Genomic DNA, 25,010 nt, shown 5'->3' with positions numbered 1-25,010 from the left:
TGCGGGGTCGTGCGATTCCTCCGACGATTCTTAACGCAGTGCCGGCCTCGTGCTACAGCCGGTGCTTCATGCTACGGGCGCCGTGTCGAGCCCCTCGCCGCTCTCCGCCTCCGCTCCGCGACCCGCCCCCGAACACACCGGACCGATGTCCTCAGCCGTCGTCACGCGCTTCGCCCCCTCGCCCACCGGCTACCTCCATATCGGCGGGGCCCGCACGGCGTTGTTCAACTGGCTCTATGCCCGCCACACCGGTGGCACGATGCTGCTGCGCATCGAGGACACCGACCGGGAACGCTCCACCAAGGGCGCGATCGACGCGATCCTCGACGGGCTGACATGGCTCGGCCTCGACTGGGACGGGGACGTGATCTTCCAGTTCGCCCGCGCCGAGCGCCACCGTGCCGTCGCCGAGGAGCTGCTGGCCGCCGGCCGGGCCTATCATTGCTACGCCACCGCCGAGGAACTCACGCAGATGCGCGAGACCGCCCGTGCGGAGGGGCGCGCGCCCCGCTACGACGGCCGCTGGCGCGACCGCGACCCGTCCGAGGCACCCGCCGGGGTGAAGCCGGTGATCCGCCTGCGCGCGCCGATCGAGGGCGAGACCGTGGTCGAGGACGCCGTGCAGGGGCGGGTGACCTGGGCCAACAAGGACCTCGACGATCTCGTCCTCCTGCGCTCGGACGGGACACCGACCTACATGCTCGCCGTCGTGGTCGACGACCACGACATGGGCGTCACGCAGATCATCCGCGGCGACGACCACCTCACCAACGCGGCCCGCCAGAGCCAGATCTTCTCGGCGCTCGGCTGGGACATTCCGAAGATGGCCCATATCCCGCTGATCCACGGGGCCGACGGGGCCAAGCTCTCGAAGCGCCACGGCGCGCTCGGCGTCGAGGCCTATCGCGATCTCGGCTATCTGCCGGCGGCCCTGCGCAACTACCTCGTGCGGCTGGGCTGGAGCCACGGCGACCAGGAGGTCTTCTCCACGGACGAGATGATCGCGGCCTTCGACCTGGGATCGGTCGGGCGCTCCGCGGCGCGGTTCGATTTCGCCAAGCTCGCCAACCTCAACGGCCTCTACATCCGCACCAGTGCCGATGCCGACCTCGTGGCGGCGATCGAGACCATCCTGCCGAATGTCGGCGCCGAGCGAGGCCTGTCGGCGCCGTTGCAGCCCGATCTCAAGGACAAGCTCACCCAGGCCATGCCGGGGCTGAAGGAGCGGGCCAAGACGCTGATCGAGCTTCTCGACAGCGCCTATTATCTGTACGCGCAGCGCCCCCTGACGCTGGACGACAAGGCCCGCGCCCTCCTCCCCGACGAGGGCCGCGCGCGGCTCGCCGGGGTGCGCCCGGCCCTCGAGGCTCTGCCCGCGTGGAGCGCTTCGTCGACCGAGGACGCGGTGCGCCAATACGCTGAGCAGGCCGGCTGCAAGCTCGGGCAGGTGGCCCAGCCCCTGCGCGCGGCGCTTACCGGCCGCACCACCTCCCCGCCGCTGTTCGACGTGATGGCGGTGCTCGGTCGGGACGAAACCCTCGCGCGCCTCGGCGATCAGGTGCCGCAGGGCTGAGGCCGCCGGCCGCGGCCGGGAACTGTGCGCCCCGGCCCGGATTTCGCTTGGTGGAATTTGCTTGGCGTCGGGGTCCGGTTGTCACCGACCCCGTTGCTGCTGCAGTGCCGTTTGGGTAACCCATGCCTGTGAGCACCCGCAGCATAATGCGAGGTGCTCAGGCCCCCGGACCGACTCAGGGGAGCCCGAGGCCGGCATCCGCCACGTCGCCAGAGAAGGGTCCACGATCCATGAGCGCACCCAGCACCATCACCGTGGACGGCAAGTCGGTCGAGCTGCCGGTGAAAACCGGAACGATCGGGCCGGACGTGATCGATATCGGCAAGCTCTACGCCCAGACCGGTGCTTTCACCTTCGACCCGGGCTTCACCTCGACCGCTTCGTGCGAATCGAAGATCACCTATATCGACGGTGACGAGGGCGTGCTGCTGTACCGCGGCTACCCGATCGAGCAACTCGCCGAGAAGGGCGACTTCCTCGAGACCTGCTACCTGATGCTGTTCGGCGCCCTGCCGACCGCCGCCCAGCGGGCCGATTTCGAGTACCGGGTCACGCGCCACACCATGGTGCACGACCAGATGAACCGGTTCTTCACCGGCTTCCGCCGCGACGCGCATCCGATGGCCGTGATGGTGGCCTCGGTGGGTGCGCTCTCGGCCTTCTACCACGACTCGACCGACATCACGGACGAGAGCCAGCGGCTGATCGCGTCGATCCGCATGATCGCCAAGATGCCGACGCTCGCCGCGATGGCCTACAAGTACTCGATCGGCCAGCCCTTCGTGTATCCGAAGAACGACCTGGATTACACGTCGAACTTCCTGCGCATGTGCTACGCGGTGCCGTGCGAGGAATACGAGGTGAACCCGGTTTTCGCGCGCGCCCTCGACAAGATCTTCATCCTGCACGCCGACCACGAGCAGAATGCCTCGACCTCGACGGTGCGGCTCGCGGGCTCCTCGGGCGCCAACCCCTTCGCCTGCATCGCGGCCGGCATCGCCTGCCTGTGGGGCCCGGCCCATGGCGGCGCCAACGAGGCGGCGCTCAAGATGCTGATGGAGATCGGCACCCCGGAGAATGTCGGGAAGTACGTCGCCAAGGCCAAGGACAAGAACGACCCGTTCCGCCTGATGGGCTTCGGCCACCGGGTCTACAAGAACTACGACCCGCGCGCCCGGATCATGCAGCACACCACCCACCAGGTGCTGAAGGAACTCGGCAAGACCGACGACCCGCTGCTCCAGGTCGCCATGGAATTGGAGCAGATCGCCCTCAAGGACGAGTACTTCATCGAGAAGAAGCTCTACCCGAACATCGATTTCTACTCGGGCATCACCCTCAAGGCGATGGGCTTCCCGACCGACATGTTCACGGTGCTGTTCGCGGTGGCCCGCACGGTCGGCTGGATCGCCCAGTGGGCCGAGATGATCGAGGACCCGTCGCAGAAGATCGGCCGCCCGCGCCAACTCTACGTGGGCCCGGCCCAGCGCGACTACGTGGCGGTGGACCAGCGCGGCTGAGGCGGGACCTGTCCCGAACCACGATCGGCGGGGCGGCCGGGAGGCCGCCCTTCGCGTTTGTGGGGGCGATCGAATGCCGCCTGCCCTATCGGTCACCCTATGACTGGGCAGCGATCCGTGCCTTCCTGGCCAAGCGGGCGATCCCAGGCGTCGAGACGATGGATCCCGCGGCGGCCTATGCGCGCACGATCCGCGTCGCGGGGCGGCACGGCCGCGTGACGGTGGCCCCCGGCGAGGATTCCCTGCACGTGGCGCTGCACGGCGTCGCGTCCGCGCATGCCGAGGCGGTCGTCGGGCGCCTGCGCCGCCTCTTCGATTGCGACGCCGATCCCGGCGCCATCGCGGCCTGCCTCGCCGGGGATCCCGTCCTGGCCCCGCTCGTGGCCGCGCGGCCGGGATTGCGTCTGCCGGGGGCGTGGGACCCGTTCGAGACCGGTTGCCGGGCCATTCTCGGCCAGCAAGTCTCGGTGGCGGCCGCGATCGGGCTCGCTGGGAAGCTGGTCGCGGCGTTCGGGACGCCCCTCGCCGGGCCGGTGGACGGGCTGACCCATGTGTTTCCCGCGCCGGAGGATCTGGTCGAGGCGGATGTCGCCCTGGTGCTCAACATGCCGCGCGCCCGCGGCGCCGCGATCCGGGCGCTGGCCGCGGCGGCACTGGCCGATCCGGACCTGTTCGCCCCGGCCGAATCCCTGGAGTCGGCGGTTCAGCGCTTCACGGCGATCCGCGGGATCGGGCCCTGGACGGCGCAGTACATCGCCATGCGGGTGCTCAAGCTGCCCGACGCTCTGCCGGTGGGCGATGTCGGCCTGCTGCGAGCGCTCGCGACCGCCACCGGGCGGCCGAGCCCGGCGGCGCTCTTGGAGCGGGCCGAGGCCTGGCGGCCGTTCCGGTCTTACGCGGCGCAGCACCTCTGGGCGGCGGACGAGGCGGCCGTGAAGGGGCCGGGACAGGGATCCGGGCGTTGATGGCAGCGCCACCGTCTTCGCGAGCGGCGCGAAGCCGTCCAGTCGGCGCGACGCCTCCTGATGTCGCATTGCCCCGGGTCACTTCGCTGCGCTCGTGATGACGGAGGGAACCGCGAGACGGTGTTTGTCCCACCCGCGCCCTCACCCTGAGGTGCCGGAGCGGAGGCCTCGAAGGCGGCCTCCAGCCGGCCGCGCGATCCCTGGAGCCCTCCTTCGAGGCGGCTCACGGCGCATCTCAGGATGCGGGGGCGGGTTGGGGATCCGTCACCGTCCCGCTGCGTTTCAGCGCCCGAACCGCTCGAATTTCGGGAAGCTGCGCGCCATCATCAGCCCGACCTCGGCGCGATGGCCGAGCCACTTCTCCAGCACCGAGACGTTGGCGAGCCGGCCTTCGGTTGAGCCGTCCTGCCAGGGCAGGCCGTCGGCCAGCTTGAACACGTGCGCATCGACGAGCCCGCCGCTGCGGCAGCGCTGCAGCCGGACGCCCTTGCCGCGGGCGAGCTCGGCCACCTCGGAGATCGGGAAGATCAGCATCAGCTTTTCCGTGTTCACCACCGCGACGTGGTCGCCGTCGGCCGGCACCAGCACGGCCGCGGTGGCGTCGCCGTCGAGGCCGAGCACGTTCTTGCCCTTGCGGGTGTTGGCGACCAGCGCGTCGGCGGGCGCCACGAAGCCGCGCCCGTCCGAGCCCGCGATCAGCAACTTGGTCTCCGGCCGGTAGGGCAGCGCCGCCACGATCTCGGTGCCGTCGTCGAGGTCGGCCATCAGCCGCACCGGGTCGCCGAAGCCGCGGCCGCCCGGCAGCTTCGAGGCTTCCAGCGTGAACACCTTGCCGTTGGTGGCGAGCAGCAGGATCTTTTGGGTCGTCTCGGTCGGGAAGGCGATCTTCAGCGTGTCGTCGCCCTTGAAGGCCACGCCCGACAGATCGGCGACGTGGCCCTTCAGCGCCCGGATCCAGCCCTTGGTCGAGACGATCACGGTGATCGGCTCGCGCTCGACCAACGCCGCCGTGAAGTCGATGCCGCCGACATCGGGCGGGCTCGCCAGCGTCGTGCGGCGCTTGCCCAGCTTGGTCTCGGGCCCGAACGTCTTCTTCACGGCGCGGATCTGCGCCTGGATCGCCTTCCACTGGGCCGGCTCGGAGTCCAGCAGGGCGTCGATCTCGGCCTTCTCGGCGGTCAGCGCCTCGAACTCGCGCTTCAGCTCCATCTCCTCCAGCTTGCGCAGGGAGCGCAGGCGGGTGTCGAGGATCGCGTTGGCCTGGAGCTCGGTCAGCTCGAACCGGGCCATGAGGGCGGCCTTCGGCTCGTCCTCCTCGCGGATGATGCGGATCACCTCGTCGAGGTCGAGATAGACGATGAGCAGGCCGCCGAGGATCTCCAGGCGCCGGTCGATCTGGCCGAGGCGGTAGCGCGAGCGGCGCTGCAGCACGACGCGGCGATGGTCGACCCATTCCCGCAGGCACTCGACGAGCCCGATCACCTTCGGCACGAGGCCGCCGACCAGGACGTTGAGGTTGAGCGGGATCCGCGCCTCCAGTTCGGTCAGCCGGAACAGCGATTCCATCAGGATCACCGGATCGACCGTGCGCGAGCGCGGCTCCAGCACCACGCGCACGTCCTCGGCCGATTCGTCGCGCACGTCGGCGAGCAGCGGCAGCTTCTTCTCCTGCAGGAGCTCGGCCATCTTCTCGATCAGCCGGCCCTTCGGGATGCCGTACGGAATCTCGGTGACGACGATGTTCCACGTGCCGCGGCCGAGATCCTCCTTGTGCCAGCGGGCGCGGACCCGAAAGGCGCCGCGGCCGGTCCGGTAGGCCTCGGCGATCGACTCGGCCGAATCGACCAGGATGCCGCCGGTCGGGAAGTCCGGCCCCTGCACGAACTTGGCGAGATGCGCCGAGGTCGCCTCGGGATGGTTGATCAGGTAGAGCGCCGCGTCGCACAGCTCGGCGGCGTTGTGCGGCGGGATCGAGGTCGCCATGCCGACCGCGATGCCCTGGCTGCCGTTGGCCAGCAGGTTCGGGAAGGCCGCCGGCAGGACGATCGGCTCGTCCTTCTCGCCGTTGTAGGACGGACGGAAATCGACCGTGTCCTCGTCGATCCCGTCGAGGAGCAGGCGCGCGACCTCGGTGAGCCGCGCCTCGGTGTAGCGATAGGCGGCAGGCCCATCGCCGTCGATGTTGCCGAAATTGCCCTGGCCGTCGACGAGCGGGTAGCGCTGGGCGAAATCCTGGGAGAGCCGCACCAGCGCGTCGTAGATCGCCTGATCGCCGTGCGGGTGGAAGTCGCCCATCACGTCGCCGACGATCTTGGCGCATTTCTTGTGCGCCGTGTTCGGGTCGAGCCGGAGCAGCCGCATCCCGTACAGGATGCGCCGGTGCACCGGCTTCAGCCCGTCGCGGGCATCCGGCAGGGCGCGGTGCATGATCGTGGAGAGCGCGTAAGCGAGGTAGCGCTCTTCCAGCGCGGATTTCAGCTCGACGCTCTCGATCCCGTCACCGGACGGCGGCTCGAAGGGCTGGCCCATGACGGCTCCTGTCTCAGGGCGGGGCCGCCGACCGGCGGCGGCCCCGGAATGACGGGTTTGTTCGTCCCGGGTCGAGCAACGCTCACGCCCGGACGTTTATAGAACAGAACGCGAACATTATCCGGGCTCGCGGCCGAGCGCAACGAATCGCGCCCGCTCCTCGGGCGGCCCGAGGCCGCGCGGGCCCCAGACGTGCCGGTCGAGGAAGTATCCCGTCAAGGTAAACCCTTGTGCAACGCCATCCGGGCCGGGGGATCCGCCCGCGTGCAGGAAGGTCGGCAGCGCCAGCAGGCGGTCCCGGTACGGTTCGCCCGCCGAGGCGCTGACTGCCCGGCCGCTCTTCGGCGAGACGTAGGCCAGGGCATCGTTGCCGCCGGTGGCCGCGCAGGCGGTCAGGTCGAGGCCGAAGCCGAGCTCCGACAGGATCGCCAGCTCGAAGCGCACCATCAGGGGCGGGGCGATCGCCGGGTCGTCGAGATGCTCGACCAGGATTCCCGCCGCCGCGTAGAGCGCGGGATGCGGGTCGCGCTCGGGGAGAAGCCGCAGCAGGGCGGCTAGGTGGTTCATGCCGTACAGGGCAAGGCTCGATCCGATCAGCCGCGAGAGCTGCGAGTCGAGGGGCTCCACCGCGTAGGAGCCGAGGCCGTCGTCGAGGCGCGCCCGCCACGTCAGCCGCACCCGGTTCCCGGGCTGCAGCACCGGCTGCATCCGGCGCGAGCGCCCGCCATGCACGAGGCCGAGATGGCGCCCGTGGGCTTCGGTCATCGCCTCCAGGATGACGCCGGTTTCCCCGTGCCGGCGCAGGCCGAGCACCACGGCGTCGTCGGTCCATTGCATCGAGCGTCGCGTCGCGCAGTGAGAGGGCGCGGTGCGCCGGAGGCGTTCCGCTGGGTCGCCTCCATATAGGAAGCCGCGGCGTCCGGCGCTGCCCGCCCCGCTGGCCAGCCTCGGGCAGCCTTGGCCGGCTAGCGATGAGCGATGCCGCCCCGCGCCACCCTCGCCGGTCTCCTTGCCCTCGCCGCCGTCGGCGCGCAGGCCGCCCCGCGGACGCAGAAGCCCGAGCGCGAAGACGCCCCATCCCCGGCCCTCCTCCAGCGGATCGCCGCCCTGGCGCTGAAGCAGGTCGAGTTCGGTTCGGTCTCGCTGTTGCCGGTGCGGTTCGAGGGCAGTCGGATCGCGGGGCCGATCGCGGATGGCGGCCGGGTGATCTATTGCGTATCGGGCCGGATGTACGGCCGGACCTTCGGCAAGCCCGAGCGCCCGAAGGTGACGTTGCGCGACGCGGGCGACCGGCTCACGGTGCTCGATGACGACGAGGTCTGCACCGGTCACCGCACCCGCCCCTTTCCGGAACTCGACGCGCTCGGCAACAAGCCCTGAGGCCGCCGCGTTGAGGGCCATGCCCAGCGCGCCCGCCCGCACCCTCGACCTCAGCCTCGACCTGATCGCCCGCGCCCATTCCGTCCCGATCCCCGACGACCCGAGCGCGCTCGCGGTTCTCTCGGATGCGGAGTTGCGCCCGGGGCTCGATGCGATCGTCGCGGGGCGCGAGGGCAGCGACCTCTGGGTCTTCGCCTACGGCTCGCTGATGTGGAATCCGGAATTTCCGGTGGCCGAGCGCCGGATCGGGACGGTGCGCGGCTTCCACCGTCGGTTCTGCCTGCTCCAGCGGCGGTTCCGCGGCACGCCGGAGCGGCCGGGCTTCGTCCTGGCGCTGGATCGCGGCGGCCTGTGCCGGGGCGTGGCCTTCCGCCTGCCCGGGATGGAGATCCGCGAGGCCCTGATGCCGGTCTGGCGGCGGGAGATGCGCGGCCGGGGCTATGTCGCCCGCTGGCTGCCGGTCGCCACCGAGGCCGGGACCGTCTCGGCCCTGACCTTCCTGGCCAACCGCGCCAGCGACCGCTATGCGGGCCGCCTCTCGGATTCGGAGATCGCCGGGAAGATCGCCGCCGCCTGCGGGCATAAGGGGCCGAGCGCCGAGTACCTGTTCCGGACCGTTGAGGCCTGCGAGCGCCTCGGCATCCGCGACCGGCATCTCTGGAGCCTCCAGGCCCTGGTGGCCGCGCGGCTCAGGGCGTGCGCACCGGCGGCGTGAGGCCTTCGCTGTCGATCGCGTCGGTGCAGCCGTCGTTGCGCGCGGAGCAACGCCATCCGGTGGCGTCACGGTCGAGATGTCGCGCCGCCCCGGGCCTCTCCGCTGCGCGCGATGACGATTGCTTCCCCGGGAACCGGACGCGGCTCAGGCCCAGGCCCGCTTCATCGCGATCACGACCCGGCCACCGCCATGCTCCGCATCCGGGTTGCGCGGCTCCCGGATGCCGGGAGCGCGGCCGGTGGTGACATAGACCAGAAGGGTGAGAGCGAGCAGGATCTTCGTGCGCATGGCGAAGCTCAAGCTTGAGCGACGGTGCATAGGATCGATCGGTTTTTACGGAGTTTCTGCAACGCACGCGGGTGCTGTCGCGATGCGGTTATTGCGTTTGTGGTGAACGGAGGGTTGCGGCAGGGCCGCGATCGTCTATGCCGCCGGCCCGGGATGTCCACAGGCGGAGGATGGGATGCGGCTCCGGATCGGCGTGGCCCTGGCGGTCGTCGTGATCGCCGTCGCGGCCCTCCTGGCGGGACCGCTGAGCCGTGGCGACCGGCTGTCGGACATCGTCACCGGGCGGACGCCGCTGCTGGCCGGCGCTGCCCGGGCGCCCGGGGGCGGCGCGGACCTGTCCGGCACCGCGGCCCTCGGCACGGACCAGCGTCCGGTGACCCTGCACGTCGCCTGCGATCCGGGCGGCACCGGCCTGTCGGCGGCTCTGATCGTGCCCCGCTTCGCCGAGCTGGCGCCGCGCTTCGACTTCGCGGGGCTCGAAAGCGGCGGCACGGCGCCGCTCACCGGGATCCTGGTCTCCGGCGCCGGCACCGTGCGCTCGGTGCGGATGCCGGTTCGGGGCGTGGCGACCGGGGCGGATTCGGGCTTCACCTTGACGGTGGCCGGGGCCCACCGCGGCGAGGATCCCCTGCGCGGCGTCGCCCTGGCCCTTACCCAGCCCGGGACGAAGCTCACCTGGACGCAGGCGAGCCCGCGGAGCCAGGATCCGGCCCTGACGGCGACGGTCACGGTGGCGGAAACCGATGCCGCGGCGTTGAAGGGCGCGCTGGCCGGCTGCCTCGCGGCGCCGTTCTGAGGCGGCTCGGCCGGCGCCTCGAGGCGGCCGCGCGCGCGGCCTGTCCGGATCGTCGGCGGCGGGTTTCGGGCGGCGCTGGTCCATCGATCCTCGTCGCAGGGTGCGCCGAGGTCCAAACGGTCGGGTTTCGAGCCTGTTCTCAGTCAGGCATCGCTGTCGTCATTCCGGGGCTCGCCGTCGGGCGAGAGCCCGGAATCCAGAGCCTCCGCCGCAGATCGGTGCGGGTGCCGTCCTCCCGACGAGAACGGGCGCACACGAGCGGCTCCAGATTCCGGGCCCTGCTTCGCAATGCCGGAATGACGGGACGGTCGTCCCGCACGCCGAGGGAGGCTAGCTCACCTCCACCTGCACCACCCCCGGCACGGTCCGGAGCTGGCCGGCGAGCGTCGGCGTCGCCTGGAACTTGCCTGGCAGCCGGATTTCCACCTCGCGCCCGCCGCCGTCGAGCTTGAGGATCAGCGAGACCTCGCTCTCGCCGCGCATCGACAGCCGCTGCTGCACGGGGGCGACACCGCGCGGGTCGCTCAGATGGATGCGGATGCCCTTCTGGTGGCGGGCCACCGCCTGGTCGAGGGGCTCCGCGGTGAGGATGCGGGCGCGCACGTCCTCGCCCTCCAGGTTCGCCTGAAGCTGGAGCACCAGCGGCCGGCCCGGCTCCAGGATGTCGCGGTACTGGCCGAGCCCCTCGGAGAAGATGATCGCCTCGAAATGCGCGGTCCGGTCCGAGAGGGTGACGATGCCCATCTTGTTGCCGGTCTTGGTCCGCCGCTCCGCCCGGTCGAGCACCGAGGCCGCGACCCGGCCGACGCTCGAGGTTCCGGCCCGCACAGCGCGGCAGAAATCGGCCCAGCTCTGGACCCGCAGCTTGTCGAGAAGGTCGCCGTACTCGTCGAGGGGGTGGCCCGAGATGAAGAACCCGATCGCCGCGTATTCGCGCTTCAGGGTGTCGGCCATCGGCCAGATCTCGTGGGGCGGGATCCGCAGGGACACGTCATCCGCCACCACGCCGCCGAACATGTCGGTCACGCCGGCATTCTCGGCCTCCGCCGCGCTGGCGGCGAGCTTCATCATCGGCTCCACCGCCGCGAAGGCGCGCGCCCGGTCCGGCTCGATGCAGTCCAGCGCCCCGGCCTGGACGAGGCTCTCCAGGGTGCGCTTGTTGATCATCCGCGGGTTCAGCCGGCGGGCGAGGCAGGCGAGGTCCTTGAACGGCCGGTCGCCCCGCGCCTCGACCAGCGCCCGCACCGCCTCGCGGCCGACGCCCTTGATGGCGGCGAGCGCGTAGAAGATCTTGCCGTCGCGCACCTCGAACACCTCGCCCGAGGTGTTGATCGCGGGTGGCTCGACCGTGATCTTCAGGCGCTGCGCGTCCTGGCGGAATTCGGCGAGCTTGTCGGTGTTGTCGATGTCGAGCGTCATGGCGGCGGCCAGGAACTCGACCGGGTAGTTCGCCTTCAGGTAGGCGGTCTGGTAGGTCAGCAGCGCGTAGGCCGCCGCGTGGCTCTTGTTGAAGCCGTAATCGGCGAACTTGGCGAGCAGGTCGAAGATCTCGTTGGCCTTGGCCTTGGTCAGCCCGCGCTCGGTGCAGCCTTTCAGGAACCGGTCGCGCTGCGCGTCCATCTCGGCGCGGATCTTCTTGCCCATGGCGCGCCGGAGCATGTCGGCCTCGCCGAGCGAGTAGCCGGCCAGGACCTTGGCGATCTCCATCACCTGTTCCTGATAGACGATGATGCCGAAGGTTTCCTTCAGCATCGGCTCCAGCTTCGGATCCGGATACCACGTCGCCTCGTTGCCGGCGTCGCGGCCGAGCTTGCGCTCGCAATAGACCGGGATGTTGGCCATCGGGCCCGGCCGGTAGAGCGCCACCAGGGCGATGATGTCCTCCAGCCGGTCGGCCTGCATCTCGCAGAGCGCCTTGCGCATGCCGGCCGATTCCACCTGGAACACGCCGACCGTCTCGCCGCGTCCCATGGGCCCGTAGGTTTTTTCGTCGTCGAGCGGCAAGGCGGCCAGATCGATGTCGATGCCGCGCTTCTTCAGCAGATCGGTGCAGCAGCGCAGCATGGTGAGGGTCTTGAGGCCCAGGAAGTCGAACTTCACCAGCCCGGCCTGCTCGACCCACTTCATGTTGAACTGGGTCACCCGCATGCCGGTCTTCGGGTCTCGGTAGAGCGGAACCAGCTCCTCCAGCGGCCGGTCGCCGATCACCACGCCGGCCGCGTGGGTCGAGGCGTGGCGGTGCAGGCCTTCGAGCTTCTTGGAGATGTCGATCAGCCGGCCGACGATCGGCTCCTCCTCCATGGCCTGCTGGAGCTTGGGCTCGCCCTCGATCGCCTGGGCCAGCGTCACGGGGTTGGCCGGGTTCTGCGGCACGAGCTTGGTCAGCTTGTCGACCTGCCCGTAGGGCATCTCCAGGACGCGGCCGACGTCGCGCAGCACGCCGCGGGCGAGCAGCGTACCGAAGGTGATGATCTGCCCGACCTGCCCCTCGCCGTAGCGCTGCTGCACGTACTTGATCACCCGCTCGCGACCCTCGACGCAGAAGTCGATGTCGAAATCCGGCATCGAGACGCGCTCGGGGTTCAGGAACCGCTCGAACAGCAGGCCGAAGCGCAGCGGGTCGAGATCGGTGATCAGCAGCGACCACGCCACCAGGGAGCCGGCGCCGGAGCCGCGGCCCGGACCGACCGGGATGTCGTGGTCCTTGGCCCACTTGATGAAGTCCGAGACGATCAGGAAGTAGCCCGGGAACTTCATCTTGACGATGACGTCGAGCTCGAATTCGAGGCGCTTGCGGTAATCCTCCTCGGAGAAGCCCGGCGCCGTGCCGTGCTGCTTCAGGCGCAGCTCCAGCCCGGCCTCGGCCTGCCGCCGCAGCTCGGTCGGCTCGTCGGCCGAGACCGCCTGAACGCCGGATTCCGACGCCTCCGCCAGGGCGTCCGCCATCGGGGCCGCCTCGCCCGCCGCCACGGCGCCGAAATTCGGCAGGATCGGCTTGCGGGTCCGCGCCCGCACGGCGCAGCGCATGGCGATCTCGACCGTGGCCTGGAGCGCGTCCGGCAGGTCGCGGAACAGCTCGGCCATCTCGGCGCGGGTCTTGAAGGCGTGGCTCGGCGTCAGCCGGCGGCGGCGCTCGTCCGAGACGACGCGGCCTTCCGCGATGGCGAGCAGGGCATCGTGGGCGTCGTAATCGTCGGGCTTGGCGAAGTAGGGCTCGTTGGTCGCCACGATCCCGAGGCCGTGGCGGCCGGCGAGGTCGAGGAGCGCGGTCTCGACCCGCCCTTCCTCCGGCAGGCCGTGGCGCTGCAGCTCGACGTAGAGCCGGTCCTCGCCGAAGGCCTCCTTGAGCCGCTTCAGGCGGGCGAGCGCCAACTCGGGCCGGCCGGCCCGGAAGGCCGTGTCGAGGGGCCCCGACAGCCCGCCGGTGAGCGCGATCAGGCCGTCCGAGGCGCCGACGAACGCCCCGGCATCGAGGCGGGGGGCCTCGCCGAGCGCCGTATCGAAATAGGCGCGGCTCGCCAGCCGCAGCAGGTTGGCGTAGCCGGTCTCGTCCTGGGCGAGGAGCACGATCCCGTGACTTGTCGGCGCCTGCCGCTGGTGTGGATCCGCGGCCTCGAACGCCACGGAGAGCTGAACGCCCGCGATCGGCTGGATGCCCTCCCCGGCCGCCTTCTCGGAAAATTCCAGCGCCCCAAACAGGTTGTTGGTGTCGGTCAGCGCCAGGGCCGGCTGCCGGTCGGCAGCCGCAGCCTTGATCAGCGACCCGACCTTCAGCGCCCCTTCGAGGAGGGAATAGGACGAGTGGACATGGAGGTGGACGAATCCGACCTCCTTGAGCTGGCGTGGCATGGCCGACCTTGTTCCGGGGTCGCGCAGCATCCCCATTTGGCGGCTTCAAGTCGACGTGCGCCGGGCCCACCGCGGACGATATCCACCGGTCGTGCCCCCGGAGCACCACTTCGCGACGCCCCTGTGGACAATCGGTACCGGAGGGCTGATCGCCTGTGCATAAGTCGTTCCCGGCCGGAACCGGGCAGCCTTCGGCAGAAATCGGCTAACGGACCGGTGCCAAGGCTATGGCCCATGCACCCACCGCCGCGAACAGCATTCCGAACGCCATGAGCTCGACCATTCCGGTCAGGACCAACCGCCTCAGCATCGCCGTGCCTCCTGCTTTCGCGCTCCAGTATGTTCATGTTTTGTTCTAATGAAAGCCACTGTGGGTCCTGTGCGGCCGCTGCTTCCGATCATGGTAAAAAGTGTCTTGATGCCGAGCGGGCAGGCTGGCATGGCCGGCGCCCAGACGAACTCGATTTCTGACCGGGGGGTTCGAAGGAGCAAGCCATTCCCGCGCACCGGACGGTCGAACAGGTCGACGTCGCTCTTGTGGCCGTCGGCACACACGGCGACGTGCTGCCGTTCATCGCGCTCGGCCACGAACTCCTCGAGCGCGGCCACGGCGTGTCCTTGGCGGCGCCGGCGCCGTTCGAGGCGATGGCGCGCCGCGCCGGCCTCGCCTTTCAGCCTCTCGGTACGGTGGCCGACTACGAGGCGGTGATCCGCCAGCCGGACCTCTGGCACCCGCAGCAGGGCTTCCGGCCGATGTTCGACTATGCCCTGCAGGTGGCCGAACCCGCCTGCCTGTGGCTCGGGGCGACACGGGCGCGCGGCATCGACCTCGTCGTGGTCGCCTCGCCCCTGGCCTGGGGCGCGCGGCTCGCCCAGGATCTCTACGATCTCCCGACCGCCACGCTGCACGTGATGCCGTTCCTGATCGAGAGCCGGTTCGACCCGCCGCGGCTGCCGGGCCTGCCGCTGCCGCGCTTCCTGCCCGCCACACTGCGCGCTTACGTCAACATGGGCGTCGACAAAGCCGCGGTCGGCCCGTTCACGCTGCCACCGCTCAATGCCCTGCGCGCGCGCCTCGGCCTCGATCCGGTCTACCGGCTGCGGCACTGGTGGAACAGCCCGACGCGCATGCTGCTCATGTTCCCGGACTGGTACGCGGCGCCGCAGCCGGATTGGCCGGCGCAGGCGGTCCAGCTCGGCTTCCCGTTGGTCGACCGCTTCGGCGACGTCGCCGTCCTGCCGCCGGAGCTCGAGGCCTTCCTGGGATCGGGCGATGCGCCGCTCGTGTTCACCTACGGCTCGGCGATGCGCCAGGGCGCGGCCTTCTTCGACACGGCGGTGGACCTGTGCCGGCGGATGGGCCGTCGCGGCGTTCTGCTCGCCCCGCAGGACGGGCAGATTCCCCGGCCGCTGCCGCCCGGGATCATCCATCTGCCCTACGCGCCGTTGAGCAGGCTGCTGCCGCGCAGCGCCGCCCTGGTCCATCACGGCGGCGTCGGGACGGTGGCGCAGGCGCTGGCTGCCGGCATCCCGCAGCTCGTGGTGCCGGTGGCGTTCGACCATTTCGACGAGGGCCGGCGCCTGAAGGACCGCAACCTCGGCACCACCCTGAGCCGCCGCGGTTTCCGGCCCGCCCGCGCCGCCCGCATCCTGAGGCGGCTGCTCGCTGATCCGGCGGTGGCGCAGGCCTGCGCGACGGCCCGGGCGCGCATGATGGAGAGCCGCGACGCGATCGCGCAGGCCTGCGATTACGTGGAGACCTTGGCCGCGCCGGAGGCCCGGACCGGATCCGCGACGGCACGCTGAAGGGGGCATCCCGAAGCGCCGCCCGCGTGGGGCGGCGCCGGGGTGTCAGTGGCTCATTAGGACGCTGGCCGAGCCGACGAGCGTCACGAGAAGGCCGCTCACGAAGGCGCCGATCATCGCGTAGGACAGGACCTTGAGCTTCATCGGCCTCCCCGCCGGTTCAGCAGCGGTACCCGCCGGCGGTCTGGCCGTACTGCTTGATCGGGCGCGTCTGCTGATTGGCGTTGCCCTCGGCGGCCGAACTCATCGGGCAGCCCTCGTAGAAAGGTGCGTCGTGCACCCCGAGGCCGAGCGCGCCGGTGGTCTCGGGCGTGTAGGGGGCGAAGCCGGTCCACCGGGCCTCGTTGGCCGCCATGGCGGACGAGAACGGGACGGCGCCAAGCATCAGGGCTGTCATAGCAATAACAATACGGTTCTTCATAGCGTCGCTCCAGAGATAGCGCAGACCAGGCCGGTTGATCGGCTCTGTTTTATCTTGCGTGATTGCAATATAACGAGCTGACATCTTCTGTGGCGTGCCTCCCCGCACGCGGCGGGGTGGATTAAAATGCGCGTGCTCTTCGCCCCGCGGCGAAGGCGGGCTCGGCTCCCTGCGGCACTATCGGTGCGGAGCGGCGAGGCCGGACCCTCGCGCCATCCCGTCAGAGGTAATCCACGCCTGTCCGGATGACCCGGACCGTCGCGGGGCCGTGGCCGCCCTCACTCGAGCGGCGTGATCAGCCCGTCGCGGATGGTCACCCGCCGGTCCATGCGGGCGGCGAGGTCCAGGTTGTGGGTCGCCACCAGGGCGGCGAGGCCTGAGGCGCGCACCAGGGCCATCAGCACCGAGAAGACATGACCCGCCGTCCCGGGATCGAGGTTGCCGGTCGGCTCGTCGGCGAGCAGCAGCCGCGGGCCGTTGGCCACCGCCCGGGCGATGGCGACACGCTGCTGCTCGCCTCCAGACAATTCCGCCGGGCGGTGCAGGAGCCGCTCCTTGAGGCCGAGGAAGCTGAGCAGCTCGGTGGCGCGGGCCTTCGCTTCCGCGCTCTTCAGCCCGCGGATGAGCTGCGGCATCACCACATTCTCAAGCGCCGAGAATTCCGGCAGCAGATGGTGGAACTGGTAGACGAAGCCCATCTCCTCGCGCCGGAGGCGGGTGCGCTCGGCATCGGGCATCGCGGCGGTCGGCTGGCCGCCGATATAGACCTCGCCGCCGTCCGGCCGCTCCAGGAGGCCGGCCAGGTGCAGCAGGGTCGACTTGCCGGCGCCCGACGGCGCCACCAGCGCCACCAGCTCGCCCGGCCAGATCGCGAGGTCGGCCCCGCGCAGGATCTCCAGGGCGCCCTCGGCCTGGGGATAGCGTCGCTCGACGCGGGAGAAGAACAGGGCCGGGACCGGCTGGTCGCCGGCTGACTTCGAATCGCTCATCGGTGGGCGGTCCGTCAGCCGTAGCGGAGGGCCTGCACCGGATCGAGCCGGGCGGCGCGCCAGGAGGGATACAGCGTCGCCGCGAGCGACAGCAGCAGCGAGGTGATCACCACGGCGGTGATCTCCTTCGGGTTCATCTGGGCCGGGATCTCGGCGAGGAACCGCACCGTCGGGTCCCAGGCGCCCGGAAACAGCACGTGCTGGATCGGCTTGATGTTCAGGGTGATCAGGATGCCGAGCCCCAGCCCGCTGAGCGTCCCGACGACGCCGATCAGCGCGCCGTTGATCAGGAACACCCGCATGATCGTGCCGGGCGTCGCCCCCATGGTGCGCAGGATCGCGATGTCGCTCGACTTGTCGCGCACCAGCAGAATCAGGCCGGAGACGATGTTGAGCGTCGCCACCACGACGATCAGGCTGAGGATCAGGAACATCACGTTCCGCTCCACCTCCAGCGCCCCGAAGAAGGTCCGGTTGCGCTGGCGCCAGTCGGTGAGCAGGATCGGGCGCTCGGCCGCCATCTCCAGCGGCTCGCGCATGTCGCCGACATGGTCGGGATCGTCGACGTAGATCTCGATCATGCTGACGTCGCCATCCTTGTTGAAGAAGGTCTGGGCCTCGGTCAGCGGCATGAACACGAAGGTCTGGTCGAACTCGGTCATCCCGACCTCGAACACCGCCTTGACGGTGTAGCTCTTGGTGCGCGGCGCGGTGCCGAACGGCGTCGAGGAGCCCTTGGGCGTCACCAGCGTGATCGTGTCCCCGGCCTGCAGGCCGAGCGTGTCGGCGAGCCGCCGGCCGATCAGCACGCCGGTGCCGTCGTCGAAGCCCTCCAGGGTGCCGCCGCGGATCGAGGACGAGACCGCCGCCAGGGCGTCGAGATCGGCCGCCCGCACGCCGCGGATGACGACGCCCGAGCCGCCATATTGCGACGAGGCGAAGGCCTGCCCCTCCACGAGCGGCACCGCGGCGCGCACGCCGGCCACCTTCGACAGGCGCTCGGACAGGTCCGTCCAGTCGTTGAGCGGCCGGTCGATCGGCGTCGCGAACAGGTGGCCGTTGATGCCGACGATCTTCGACAGGAGCTCCGCCCGGAAGCCGTTCATGACCGAGAGCACGATGATCAGCGTGGCAACGCCGAGTGCGATCCCCAGCACCGAGAAGAACGCCACCACCGAGACGCCGCCGCCCCGGCGACGGGCGCGCAGGTAGCGGCCGGCGAGGATCCACTCGAACGGCGCGAAGGGTGCGGTCCCCTGGCGGAACGACGCCGCGATGCCCTTCACTCGGTCCAGCGCCGCTGATGCCGCCATCGGCACCCCTCAGACGCGCCGGATGCGTGCCAGCAGATCGACGGTGGCGAGGCTCTCGCGCTCACCCCCGGCGCGCCGCTTCAGCTCGACCTTGCCCTCCGCGAGGCCCTTCGGCCCGACGATCACCTGCCAGGGCAGCCCGATCAGATCGGCGGTGGCGAACTTGGCGCCGGGCCGCTCGTCACGGTCGTCGTAGAGCACCGACAGGCCGGCTGTCTCGAGATCCGACTGGATCTGCGCGCAGGCGGCATCGGTGCCGGCATCGCCGACCTTGAGGTTGATCAGCGCCACGTCGAACGGCGCGACCGAATCCGGCCAGATGATGCCGGCCTCGTCGTGGCTCGCCTCGATGATCGCCGCCACCAGCCGGCTCGGGCCGATGCCGTAGGAGCCCATATGGACCGGCCGCTCGATCCCGTCCGGCCCGGCGACCTTGGCGCCCATCGGCTCGGAATACTTCGTGCCGAAGTAGAAGATGTGCCCGACCTCGATGCCCCGGGCGGCCAGCCGGCTGTCCTCGGCCACCTCGGCGAAGGCTTCCTTCTCGTGCATCTCCTCGGTGGCGGCGTAGTGCGAGGTCCAGGCATCGACGATGCCCTGGAGGGCGGCGACGTCGTCGAAATCGACCGTCTCCGGCGGGGTGTCGAAATCGAGATAGGCCTTATCGCAGAAGACCTCGCTCTCGCCGGTCTTGGCCAGGATGATGAACTCGTGGGACAGGTCGCCGCCGATCGGGCCGGTATCGGCGCGCATCGGGATCGCCTTCAGGCCGAGGCCCGCGAAGGTGCGCAGGTACGCGACGAACATCCGGTTGTAGGCGTGACGGGCGCCGGCCTGGTCGAAGTCGAACGAGTAGGCATCCTTCATCAGGAACTCGCGCGAGCGCATCGTGCCGAAGCGCGGCCGCACCTCGTCGCGGAACTTCCACGAGATCTGATAGAGGTTCTTCGGGAGATCCTTGTACGATCTGACGCTCCCGCGAAAAATCTCGGTGACCATCTCCTCGGCGGTGGGGCCGTACAGCATCTCGCGGTCGTGCCGGTCCTTCAGGCGCAGCATCTCCTTGCCGTAGGCGTCGTAACGGCCGGATTCGCGCCACAGCTCGGCGGATTGCACCGTCGGCATCAGGATCTCGATAGCGCCGGAGCGGTCCTGCTCCCGGCGGATCACCGCGCAGACGCGCTCCAGGACCCGCAGGCCGAGCGGCAGCCACGCGTAGATGCCGGCGGCCTCCTGGCGGACCAGGCCGGCGCGCAGCATCAGCCGGTGCGAGACGATCTCGGCTTCCTTGGGCGTCTCGCGCAAGGTCGGCATGAAGTAGCGGGAGAGACGCATGTCGTCGGAATCTTGGAAGTGAGGCCGGCCGGGGGGAGCCGCGGCACGCCGGCACACAACACGCCGGAGCCGGAAATTACAAGCACTGCGCGACCACGGCGCGGCGTAATCGCGGCGAAGCCGAGGCGTTGGACCTGAGCGGACGGGATGTTGCCCACGCGGGAAGCGCTCTGCCTATTTGCCGGCAAGAAAGCGCAGATTTTTCTCGCAGACCCGGTGACAACACGAATTGTTGTTCCTATAAGCATCCCGCGATGTTTGCGACTCCCGGAAGAGGTGGCGCAAGGTCCGAGTCTCGGGAGGAAAAGCGACCGCCCCGCAGCCAATGCGTGGGATCTACAAAGGTCGAGCCGTTGAATCTTGAAAAGCAAGGCCTCTGGCCTTGCTTTTTTTATTCTTGGCAGTCTCTGGGTTCGTCGCCTTGGCCGGACCGTCCCGGTCCGCCGGCACAGCGCGCCCGTGCACCAATATCGTCGGCCGAGAAGCGGAGCACTTGCCCGTTCAGTCATGTATCGGACGAGGCGGGCCAGATCCGTGAGCCGGCCGGCATCCGGGCCGCGTGGACATCGCCACCTCTGCGCGGGCTTTGCGCTTCCGGCGATGCCTTCGGGATCGCCGCTCCGAGCGGTCCTACAGCCCGGTAAGCGGGAATACCGCCAGGGCGATCAGGAAGGCGGCGCCCGCGACCAGGGTCGTCCAGATGGCCTTCTCGCGCAGACGCGGCGCCGCCGGTGCACCTGGGTCCTGCCCCGGCACCACGTGGCTCGGCCGCGTCTCCGGCTGGTTGCGCAGCGGCAGGACCGCGAAGAGCAGTGTCCACCAGACGACGAAGTAGAGCGCGATCGCGCCGCCCACGGTCAGCTTGAACAGGCCCACCCCCGCCGCCACGAAGGCGGCGACGAGCACGGTGATGACGGCCAGCGTGATCGGCGTCGAGCGGGAGAGCGTCGCCATCATCCGGCTCAGACCTGCTCCAGCTCGACCAGCGTACCCAGGAAGTCCTTCGGATGCAGGAACAGAACCGGCTTGCCGTGGGCACCGATCCGCGGCTCGCCGGTGCCGAGCACCCGGGCACCCTGGGCCTTGAGCTTGTCGCGCGCCGCCAGGATGTCGTCGACCTCGTAGCAGACGTGGTGGATGCCGCCGCCGGGATTGCGGGCCACGAAGGCCTCGATCGGCGAACCCTCGCCGAGCGGCGCCATCAGCTCGATCTTGCTGTTCGGCAGTTCGACGAACACGACCGTGACGCCGTGCTCGGGCTGCGGCAGCGGCGGCGTGATCGTGGCGCCCAGCGTGTCGCGATAGACCGCGCAGGCGGCGTCGAGATCCTGGACGGCGATGGCCACGTGATTGAGACGGCCGATCATGGTGTTTCCTCCCCGTTCGCGCACCGATCGGCAGGCTGCCGCCTTCTCCATCCATCGGCCTCATCCTGAGGAGCCGGAGCGCAGCGGAGGCCTCGAAGGAGGGCTCCAGAAATCGCGCGGCCGGCTGGACGGCTCCTCCGAGGCCCGCTGACGCGGGCACCTCAGGATGAGGGATTGGGGCTGGATCTGCCGTGATGCGTCGTGTGGTTTCGTACCCTAAACCTCCACCACCTGCACGTGGCAGGCCGGCTTCTTGCCCCAGGCCTCGTTGACCGCGGTGCGCACGGCCCGATCGACCGTCTTCTCGACGCTCTCCGAGTCCTTGAGCTTGCCCCGCGACATGCCCGACAGGGTCCGGGACACCGCATCGACCACCGTCTCGATCAGCGGCTCGCCGGACCGGCCGCGGTTCGGCAGGCCGATGATGTCCACCGCCGGCTCGCCCAGCACGACGCCGTCCTCGTCGATGGCAATCGCCACCGAGACGAGGCCCGCCTGCATGAGCTTGCGCCGCTCCGGGATCGCCCGGTCCTTCTCGTCGATCAGGACATCGCCGTCCTTGAACAGGCGGCCGGCCTTGACGTTGTCGATCACCGCCGGCGTCCCGGGGCTCAGGCGGACGAGGCTGCCGTTGCGGGCCTTGACGACATTCTGCACGCCCTGCGCCCGGGCGAAGCGGGCATGTTCGTCGAGGTGCAGCGCCTCGCCGTGGACCGGGATCGCGGTGCCGGGACGGGTCCACCGGTACATCTCGACCATCTCGTCCCGGCGCGGGTGGCCGGAGACGTGGACCAGCTCGGTGCGGTCGGTGATCACCTCGACGCCCTGCTCGATCAGGTCGTTGATGATCGACCCGACGTCGCGCTCGTTGCCGGGGATGGCGCGCGAGGAGAAGATCACCTGGTCGCCCGGGGCGAGGCTGATATCCGGGTGGTCCCGGCGGGACACCCGGGCGAGCGCCGCCCGCGGCTCGCCCTGCGAGCCGGTCAGCAGGGCCACGACCCGCTCGCGCGGCAGGCTCTTCCACGAATCCGCGCGGCGGAACTCGGGCAGCCCGTCGAGATAGCCGCACTCGCGGGCGACGTCGATCACCCGGTCCATGGCCCGGCCGACCGCGATGACCTCGCGGCCGCAGGCGGCGGCCGCCTCGGCGACCGCGCGGATGCGGGCGACGTTCGACGCGAAGGTGGTCACCGCGACCCGGTGCGGGGCGTCCGCGATCAGCGTCTTGAGGGTCTCGGCGACGGTCCTCTCGCTCGGGGAGAAACCCTCGCGCACGACGTTGGTCGAGTCGCAGACGATGGCGAGGATGCCCTCGTCACCGAGCGCCGTGAACGCCTCCGGCGAGGTGACCGAGCCGGCGACCGGCGTCGGATCGATCTTCCAGTCGCCGGTGTGGAGCACGAGACCCGCTGCGGTGCGGATCGCGATCGCGTTCGATTCCGGGATGGAATGCGAGACCGGCACGTATTCGAGCTCGAACGGCCCGACGGTCACCCGCCGCCCGGGCTTCACCTCGCGCAGGTCGACCTTCGGGGCGCCGGGCTCGGACAGGCGCCGGGTCTCCAGCAGGTTCTTGGCGAAGCGGGTGGCGTAGACCGGCACCTTCAGCCGCGGCCACAGCTCCGAGATCGCCCCGATATGGTCCTCGTGCGCGTGGGTGATGAAGATCCCCAGCAGGTCCTTGCGCCGCTCCTCGATGAAGGCGAGGTCGGGATACATCAGGTCGACGCCCGGCATCTTCTCTTCGCTGGCGAAGCCCATGCCGCAATCGACCATGATCCACTTCCGGCCCTTCTCCGGGCCGAAGCCGTAGAGCGCCGCATTCATCCCGATCTCGCCCACGCCGCCGAGCGGCAGGAAGACCAGCTCCTCCTGTCCCATTGCCATCTGTCGTCGTCCAAACTCAGGCCGCCGTCGCGGCCGATCCGAAATGCACCTCGCCCGCCGTCACGGTATGCCGGTTCCCGTCGGGGGCGAGGATCACGAGCCGCCCCCCCTCGTCGATCGTCTCGAACACGCCCCGCAGGATGTGTCCGCCGCTGTGCACCGCGATCTCCGATCCGAGACCGGCGGCCCGCGTCAGCCAGTCGGCGCGCAGGGCAGCGAAATTCCGTCCCCGATCCCAGAGGCGCGCCCGTGCGGCCATCCGGTCCGAGAGGTGTTCCAGTAGCGCCTCGGCGCCACCGGCGTAACCCGTCGCGGCCAGGCTCGTCGCGCCTAGGCCATCCGGGGCCGCCGCGACATTGACGCCGAAGCCGATCACGACAGCCCGCCGGCCGCCCGGCAGCGTCTCGGCCTCGAGCAGCAGGCCGGCCAGCTTCGCGCCGGCGAGCAGCAAATCGTTCGGCCATTTGAGCTTCAGAGATCGGGTGTCGAGGTTCGAAGCGGTATCCGGCAGGGTGCCGCAGGCCGCCTCCAGCGCCTCGACCAGCGCGAGGCCCGCCACGAAGCCGAGTTCGGCGAGGTGCTCGGGCGCGACGCCGGCCACCGGCCAGAGCACGCTCGCCGCGAGGTTTCCGGGAAGGGACGCCCAGCTGTTGCCCCGGCGGCCGCGGCCCGCCTCCTGCCGGTGGGTCACCACCCAGAGCGGGCCGGTCTCCCCTGCCCGCGCTTGCGCCATCGCCTCCGTGTTTGTGGAGCCGAGGGTATCGTGGACATGCAGGCGGTGGCCCTGGCTGCGCGCCGCGGGCCCGAGTCGGTAGCGCAAGGCCGTCCTAGAACAGCGACTTCGCAGCCCGGCCGGCAACGCCGACCAGCGGGCCGGGCAGCAGGAAGAACAGCACCACGACCACGCTCGACAAAGCGAGCACGATGCGCAGGCCCGGGGCCATCGCTTCGTAGGGCTCCTTCGGCTCGTCGAAATACATGATCTTGACCAGCCGCAGGTAGTAGTAGGCGCCGACCACGCTGGTTACCACGCCGATCACGGCGAGCGTCACGAGGCCCGCCTTGATGGCGGCGGCGAAGACGTAGAACTTCGCGAAGAACCCGGCGAGGGGCGGGATACCGGCCAGGGAGAACATCATCGCGGCAAGGCAGAAGGCGATCCAGGGATGGGTCCGCGACAGGCCCGACAGGTCCTCGATCTTCTCGAACATGACGTCCCGGCGCCGGAGCGAAAGGATGATCGCGAAAGTGCCGAGCGTCATGGCGAGGTAGATGATCATGTAGGTGACGAGCCCGCTGATCCCCTCCTCCGAGCCGCAGGCCAGGCCGATCAGCGCGTAGCCGATATTGGCGATCGACGAATAGGCCATCAGGCGCTTGATCGAACTCTGGCCAATGGCCGCGAACGAGCCCAGCGCCATCGACACGACCGCGACGAAGATGAAGATCTGCTGCCAGATCGCCGTCACGTCCGGCATCGCGCCGATGAACACCCGCACGGTCATCGCGACGGCCGCCATCTTGGGCGCCGTGGCGAAGAAGGCGGTCACCGGGGTCGGTGAGCCCTCGTAGACGTCGGGCGTCCACATGTGGAACGGCACGGCCGACATCTTGAAGCACACGCCCGCGGCCAGGAACACGATCCCGAGCACGATGCCGAGGCCCGCATTCTCGTTCAGCGCCGAGACGATGCCGGGGAACGAGACCGTGCCGGTGAAGCCGTAGACCAGCGAGGCGCCGTAGAGCAGCATGCCCGACGAGAGCGCGCCGAGGACGAAGTACTTCAGGCCGGCCTCGGTGGACTTCACGTCGTCCCGGTGGAACGCCGCGATCACGTAGGCGGCGAGCGACTGCAGCTCGAGCCCGAGATAGAGCGCGATCAGGTCGTTGGCCGAGACCATCACCATCATGCCGATGGTGCAGAGCAGGATCAGCACCGGGAACTCGAACCGGTCGATCCGCTCGCGCTTGAAGAAGTCGTGCGCCAGCAGGATCGTCGCCGAGGAGCCGAGCAGCACCAGCGACTTCATCACCTTCGAGAAGGAATCCGAGACGAAGGCGCCCGATAGGGTCGTGACCCGTCCGTGGACCGGCTGGGAGATCACCACCGAAAGGGCGACGAGGAGCAGGATCAGGGCGCCGATGCTCACGGTCTCGGCGGAGCGGTCACCGCGCCACGCACCGTAGAGGATCAGGACCATGACGCCGATCCCGAGGATCAGCTCGGGCAGGAGCGGCGCCAGCGAGGGCAGGACGGAGTGGACGGTGGGCATC

At 69.9% G+C, this 25,010-nt stretch carries 20 protein-coding genes; 7 read left to right on the top strand and 13 right to left on the bottom strand.

Annotated features, from left to right (window positions below):
* The first annotated feature begins 145 nt into the window (after positions 1 to 145).
* From gltX to JOE48_RS27195, 3 genes are all read left to right on the top strand, one after another.
* Complete coding sequence (gene gltX, locus JOE48_RS27205) at positions 146 to 1,573, top strand: glutamate--tRNA ligase (protein WP_210034474.1); 1,428 nt, start codon at positions 146 to 148, stop codon at positions 1,571 to 1,573.
* Between the two features lie 230 nt (positions 1,574 to 1,803).
* Positions 1,804 to 3,093 carry a citrate synthase gene (gltA, locus tag JOE48_RS27200; RefSeq protein WP_210034471.1) on the top strand — a complete coding sequence of 430 codons (1,290 nt, stop codon included), beginning with the start codon at positions 1,804 to 1,806 and terminating at the stop codon, positions 3,091 to 3,093.
* Between the two features lie 59 nt (positions 3,094 to 3,152).
* Positions 3,153 to 4,058, top strand: a complete 906-nt coding sequence (locus tag JOE48_RS27195) for a DNA-3-methyladenine glycosylase (RefSeq protein WP_210034469.1) — start codon at positions 3,153 to 3,155, stop codon at positions 4,056 to 4,058.
* A 282-nt stretch (positions 4,059 to 4,340) separates the two neighbouring features.
* On the opposite strand, the gene parC is transcribed toward JOE48_RS27195, so the two are convergent.
* Positions 4,341 to 6,587: a DNA topoisomerase IV subunit A gene (gene parC / locus JOE48_RS27190; RefSeq protein WP_210034467.1), complete on the bottom strand. Its 2,247-nt coding sequence runs from the start codon at positions 6,585 to 6,587 to the stop codon at positions 4,341 to 4,343.
* A gap of 117 nt (positions 6,588 to 6,704) precedes the next feature.
* The gene (recO, locus tag JOE48_RS27185) at positions 6,705 to 7,424 is read right to left on the bottom strand and encodes a DNA repair protein RecO (protein WP_210034465.1); all 720 of its coding nucleotides are present in this window, start codon (positions 7,422 to 7,424) and stop codon (positions 6,705 to 6,707) included.
* Positions 7,425 to 7,565: 141 nt separating this feature from the next.
* Here recO and JOE48_RS27180 point away from each other — a divergent pair, with 141 nt between their 5' ends.
* Positions 7,566 to 7,967 carry a hypothetical protein gene (locus JOE48_RS27180; RefSeq protein ID WP_210034463.1) on the top strand — a complete coding sequence of 134 codons (402 nt, stop codon included), beginning with the start codon at positions 7,566 to 7,568 and terminating at the stop codon, positions 7,965 to 7,967.
* 19 nt (positions 7,968 to 7,986) lie between these two features.
* Positions 7,987 to 8,682, top strand: a complete 696-nt coding sequence (locus JOE48_RS27175) for a gamma-glutamylcyclotransferase (RefSeq protein WP_210034461.1) — start codon at positions 7,987 to 7,989, stop codon at positions 8,680 to 8,682.
* A gap of 144 nt (positions 8,683 to 8,826) precedes the next feature.
* Here JOE48_RS27175 and JOE48_RS27170 read toward each other — a convergent pair whose 3' ends face one another.
* Positions 8,827 to 8,970 (bottom strand): hypothetical protein, encoded by a 144-nt coding sequence (locus JOE48_RS27170; protein ID WP_210034459.1) that lies wholly within the window; start codon positions 8,968 to 8,970, stop codon positions 8,827 to 8,829.
* A gap of 175 nt (positions 8,971 to 9,145) precedes the next feature.
* Here JOE48_RS27170 and JOE48_RS27165 point away from each other — a divergent pair, with 175 nt between their 5' ends.
* Positions 9,146 to 9,766, top strand: a complete 621-nt coding sequence (locus JOE48_RS27165; protein WP_210034458.1) for a hypothetical protein — start codon at positions 9,146 to 9,148, stop codon at positions 9,764 to 9,766.
* A 330-nt stretch (positions 9,767 to 10,096) separates the two neighbouring features.
* On the opposite strand, the gene dnaE is transcribed toward JOE48_RS27165, so the two are convergent.
* Complete coding sequence (gene dnaE / locus JOE48_RS27160; RefSeq protein ID WP_210034457.1) at positions 10,097 to 13,615, bottom strand: DNA polymerase III subunit alpha; 3,519 nt, start codon at positions 13,613 to 13,615, stop codon at positions 10,097 to 10,099.
* Between the two features lie 537 nt (positions 13,616 to 14,152).
* Here dnaE and JOE48_RS27155 point away from each other — a divergent pair.
* Positions 14,153 to 15,421 carry a glycosyltransferase gene (locus JOE48_RS27155; protein WP_210034456.1) on the top strand — a complete coding sequence of 423 codons (1,269 nt, stop codon included), beginning with the start codon at positions 14,153 to 14,155 and terminating at the stop codon, positions 15,419 to 15,421.
* Positions 15,422 to 15,581: 160 nt separating this feature from the next.
* Here JOE48_RS27155 and JOE48_RS27150 read toward each other — a convergent pair whose 3' ends face one another.
* The 9 genes from JOE48_RS27150 to nuoN all read right to left on the bottom strand — a co-directional run bounded on the left by JOE48_RS27150 (position 15,582) and on the right by nuoN (position 25,009).
* Positions 15,582 to 15,842 carry a hypothetical protein gene (locus JOE48_RS27150; protein WP_210034455.1) on the bottom strand — a complete coding sequence of 87 codons (261 nt, stop codon included), beginning with the start codon at positions 15,840 to 15,842 and terminating at the stop codon, positions 15,582 to 15,584.
* Positions 15,843 to 16,120: 278 nt separating this feature from the next.
* Positions 16,121 to 16,831 carry an ABC transporter ATP-binding protein gene (locus tag JOE48_RS27145; RefSeq protein ID WP_210034454.1) on the bottom strand — a complete coding sequence of 237 codons (711 nt, stop codon included), beginning with the start codon at positions 16,829 to 16,831 and terminating at the stop codon, positions 16,121 to 16,123.
* A gap of 14 nt (positions 16,832 to 16,845) precedes the next feature.
* Positions 16,846 to 18,144, bottom strand: a complete 1,299-nt coding sequence (locus tag JOE48_RS27140) for a lipoprotein-releasing ABC transporter permease subunit (protein ID WP_210034453.1) — start codon at positions 18,142 to 18,144, stop codon at positions 16,846 to 16,848.
* 9 nt (positions 18,145 to 18,153) lie between these two features.
* Positions 18,154 to 19,479 carry a proline--tRNA ligase gene (gene proS, locus JOE48_RS27135; protein WP_210034452.1) on the bottom strand — a complete coding sequence of 442 codons (1,326 nt, stop codon included), beginning with the start codon at positions 19,477 to 19,479 and terminating at the stop codon, positions 18,154 to 18,156.
* Between the two features lie 630 nt (positions 19,480 to 20,109).
* On the bottom strand, positions 20,110 to 20,436 hold the full coding sequence (locus tag JOE48_RS27130) for a DUF1467 family protein (protein WP_210034450.1): 327 nt from the start codon (positions 20,434 to 20,436) through the stop codon (positions 20,110 to 20,112).
* Between the two features lie 5 nt (positions 20,437 to 20,441).
* Positions 20,442 to 20,846, bottom strand: coding sequence for a methylmalonyl-CoA epimerase (gene mce / locus JOE48_RS27125; protein WP_091777001.1), 405 nt, complete (start codon positions 20,844 to 20,846; stop codon positions 20,442 to 20,444).
* Between the two features lie 216 nt (positions 20,847 to 21,062).
* Complete coding sequence (locus JOE48_RS27120) at positions 21,063 to 22,736, bottom strand: ribonuclease J (RefSeq protein WP_210034449.1); 1,674 nt, start codon at positions 22,734 to 22,736, stop codon at positions 21,063 to 21,065.
* Between the two features lie 16 nt (positions 22,737 to 22,752).
* Positions 22,753 to 23,556 carry a biotin--[acetyl-CoA-carboxylase] ligase gene (locus JOE48_RS27115; RefSeq protein WP_210034447.1) on the bottom strand — a complete coding sequence of 268 codons (804 nt, stop codon included), beginning with the start codon at positions 23,554 to 23,556 and terminating at the stop codon, positions 22,753 to 22,755.
* 7 nt (positions 23,557 to 23,563) lie between these two features.
* Complete coding sequence (gene nuoN, locus JOE48_RS27110) at positions 23,564 to 25,009, bottom strand: NADH-quinone oxidoreductase subunit NuoN (RefSeq protein WP_210034445.1); 1,446 nt, start codon at positions 25,007 to 25,009, stop codon at positions 23,564 to 23,566.
* Position 25,010 lies beyond the last annotated feature (1 nt).

This window comes from Methylobacterium sp. PvR107, assembly GCF_017833295.1.
In the GTDB taxonomy this organism is placed as follows: Bacteria; Pseudomonadota; Alphaproteobacteria; order Rhizobiales; family Beijerinckiaceae; genus Methylobacterium.
This window is presented reverse-complemented; position numbering and strand designations above follow the sequence as displayed.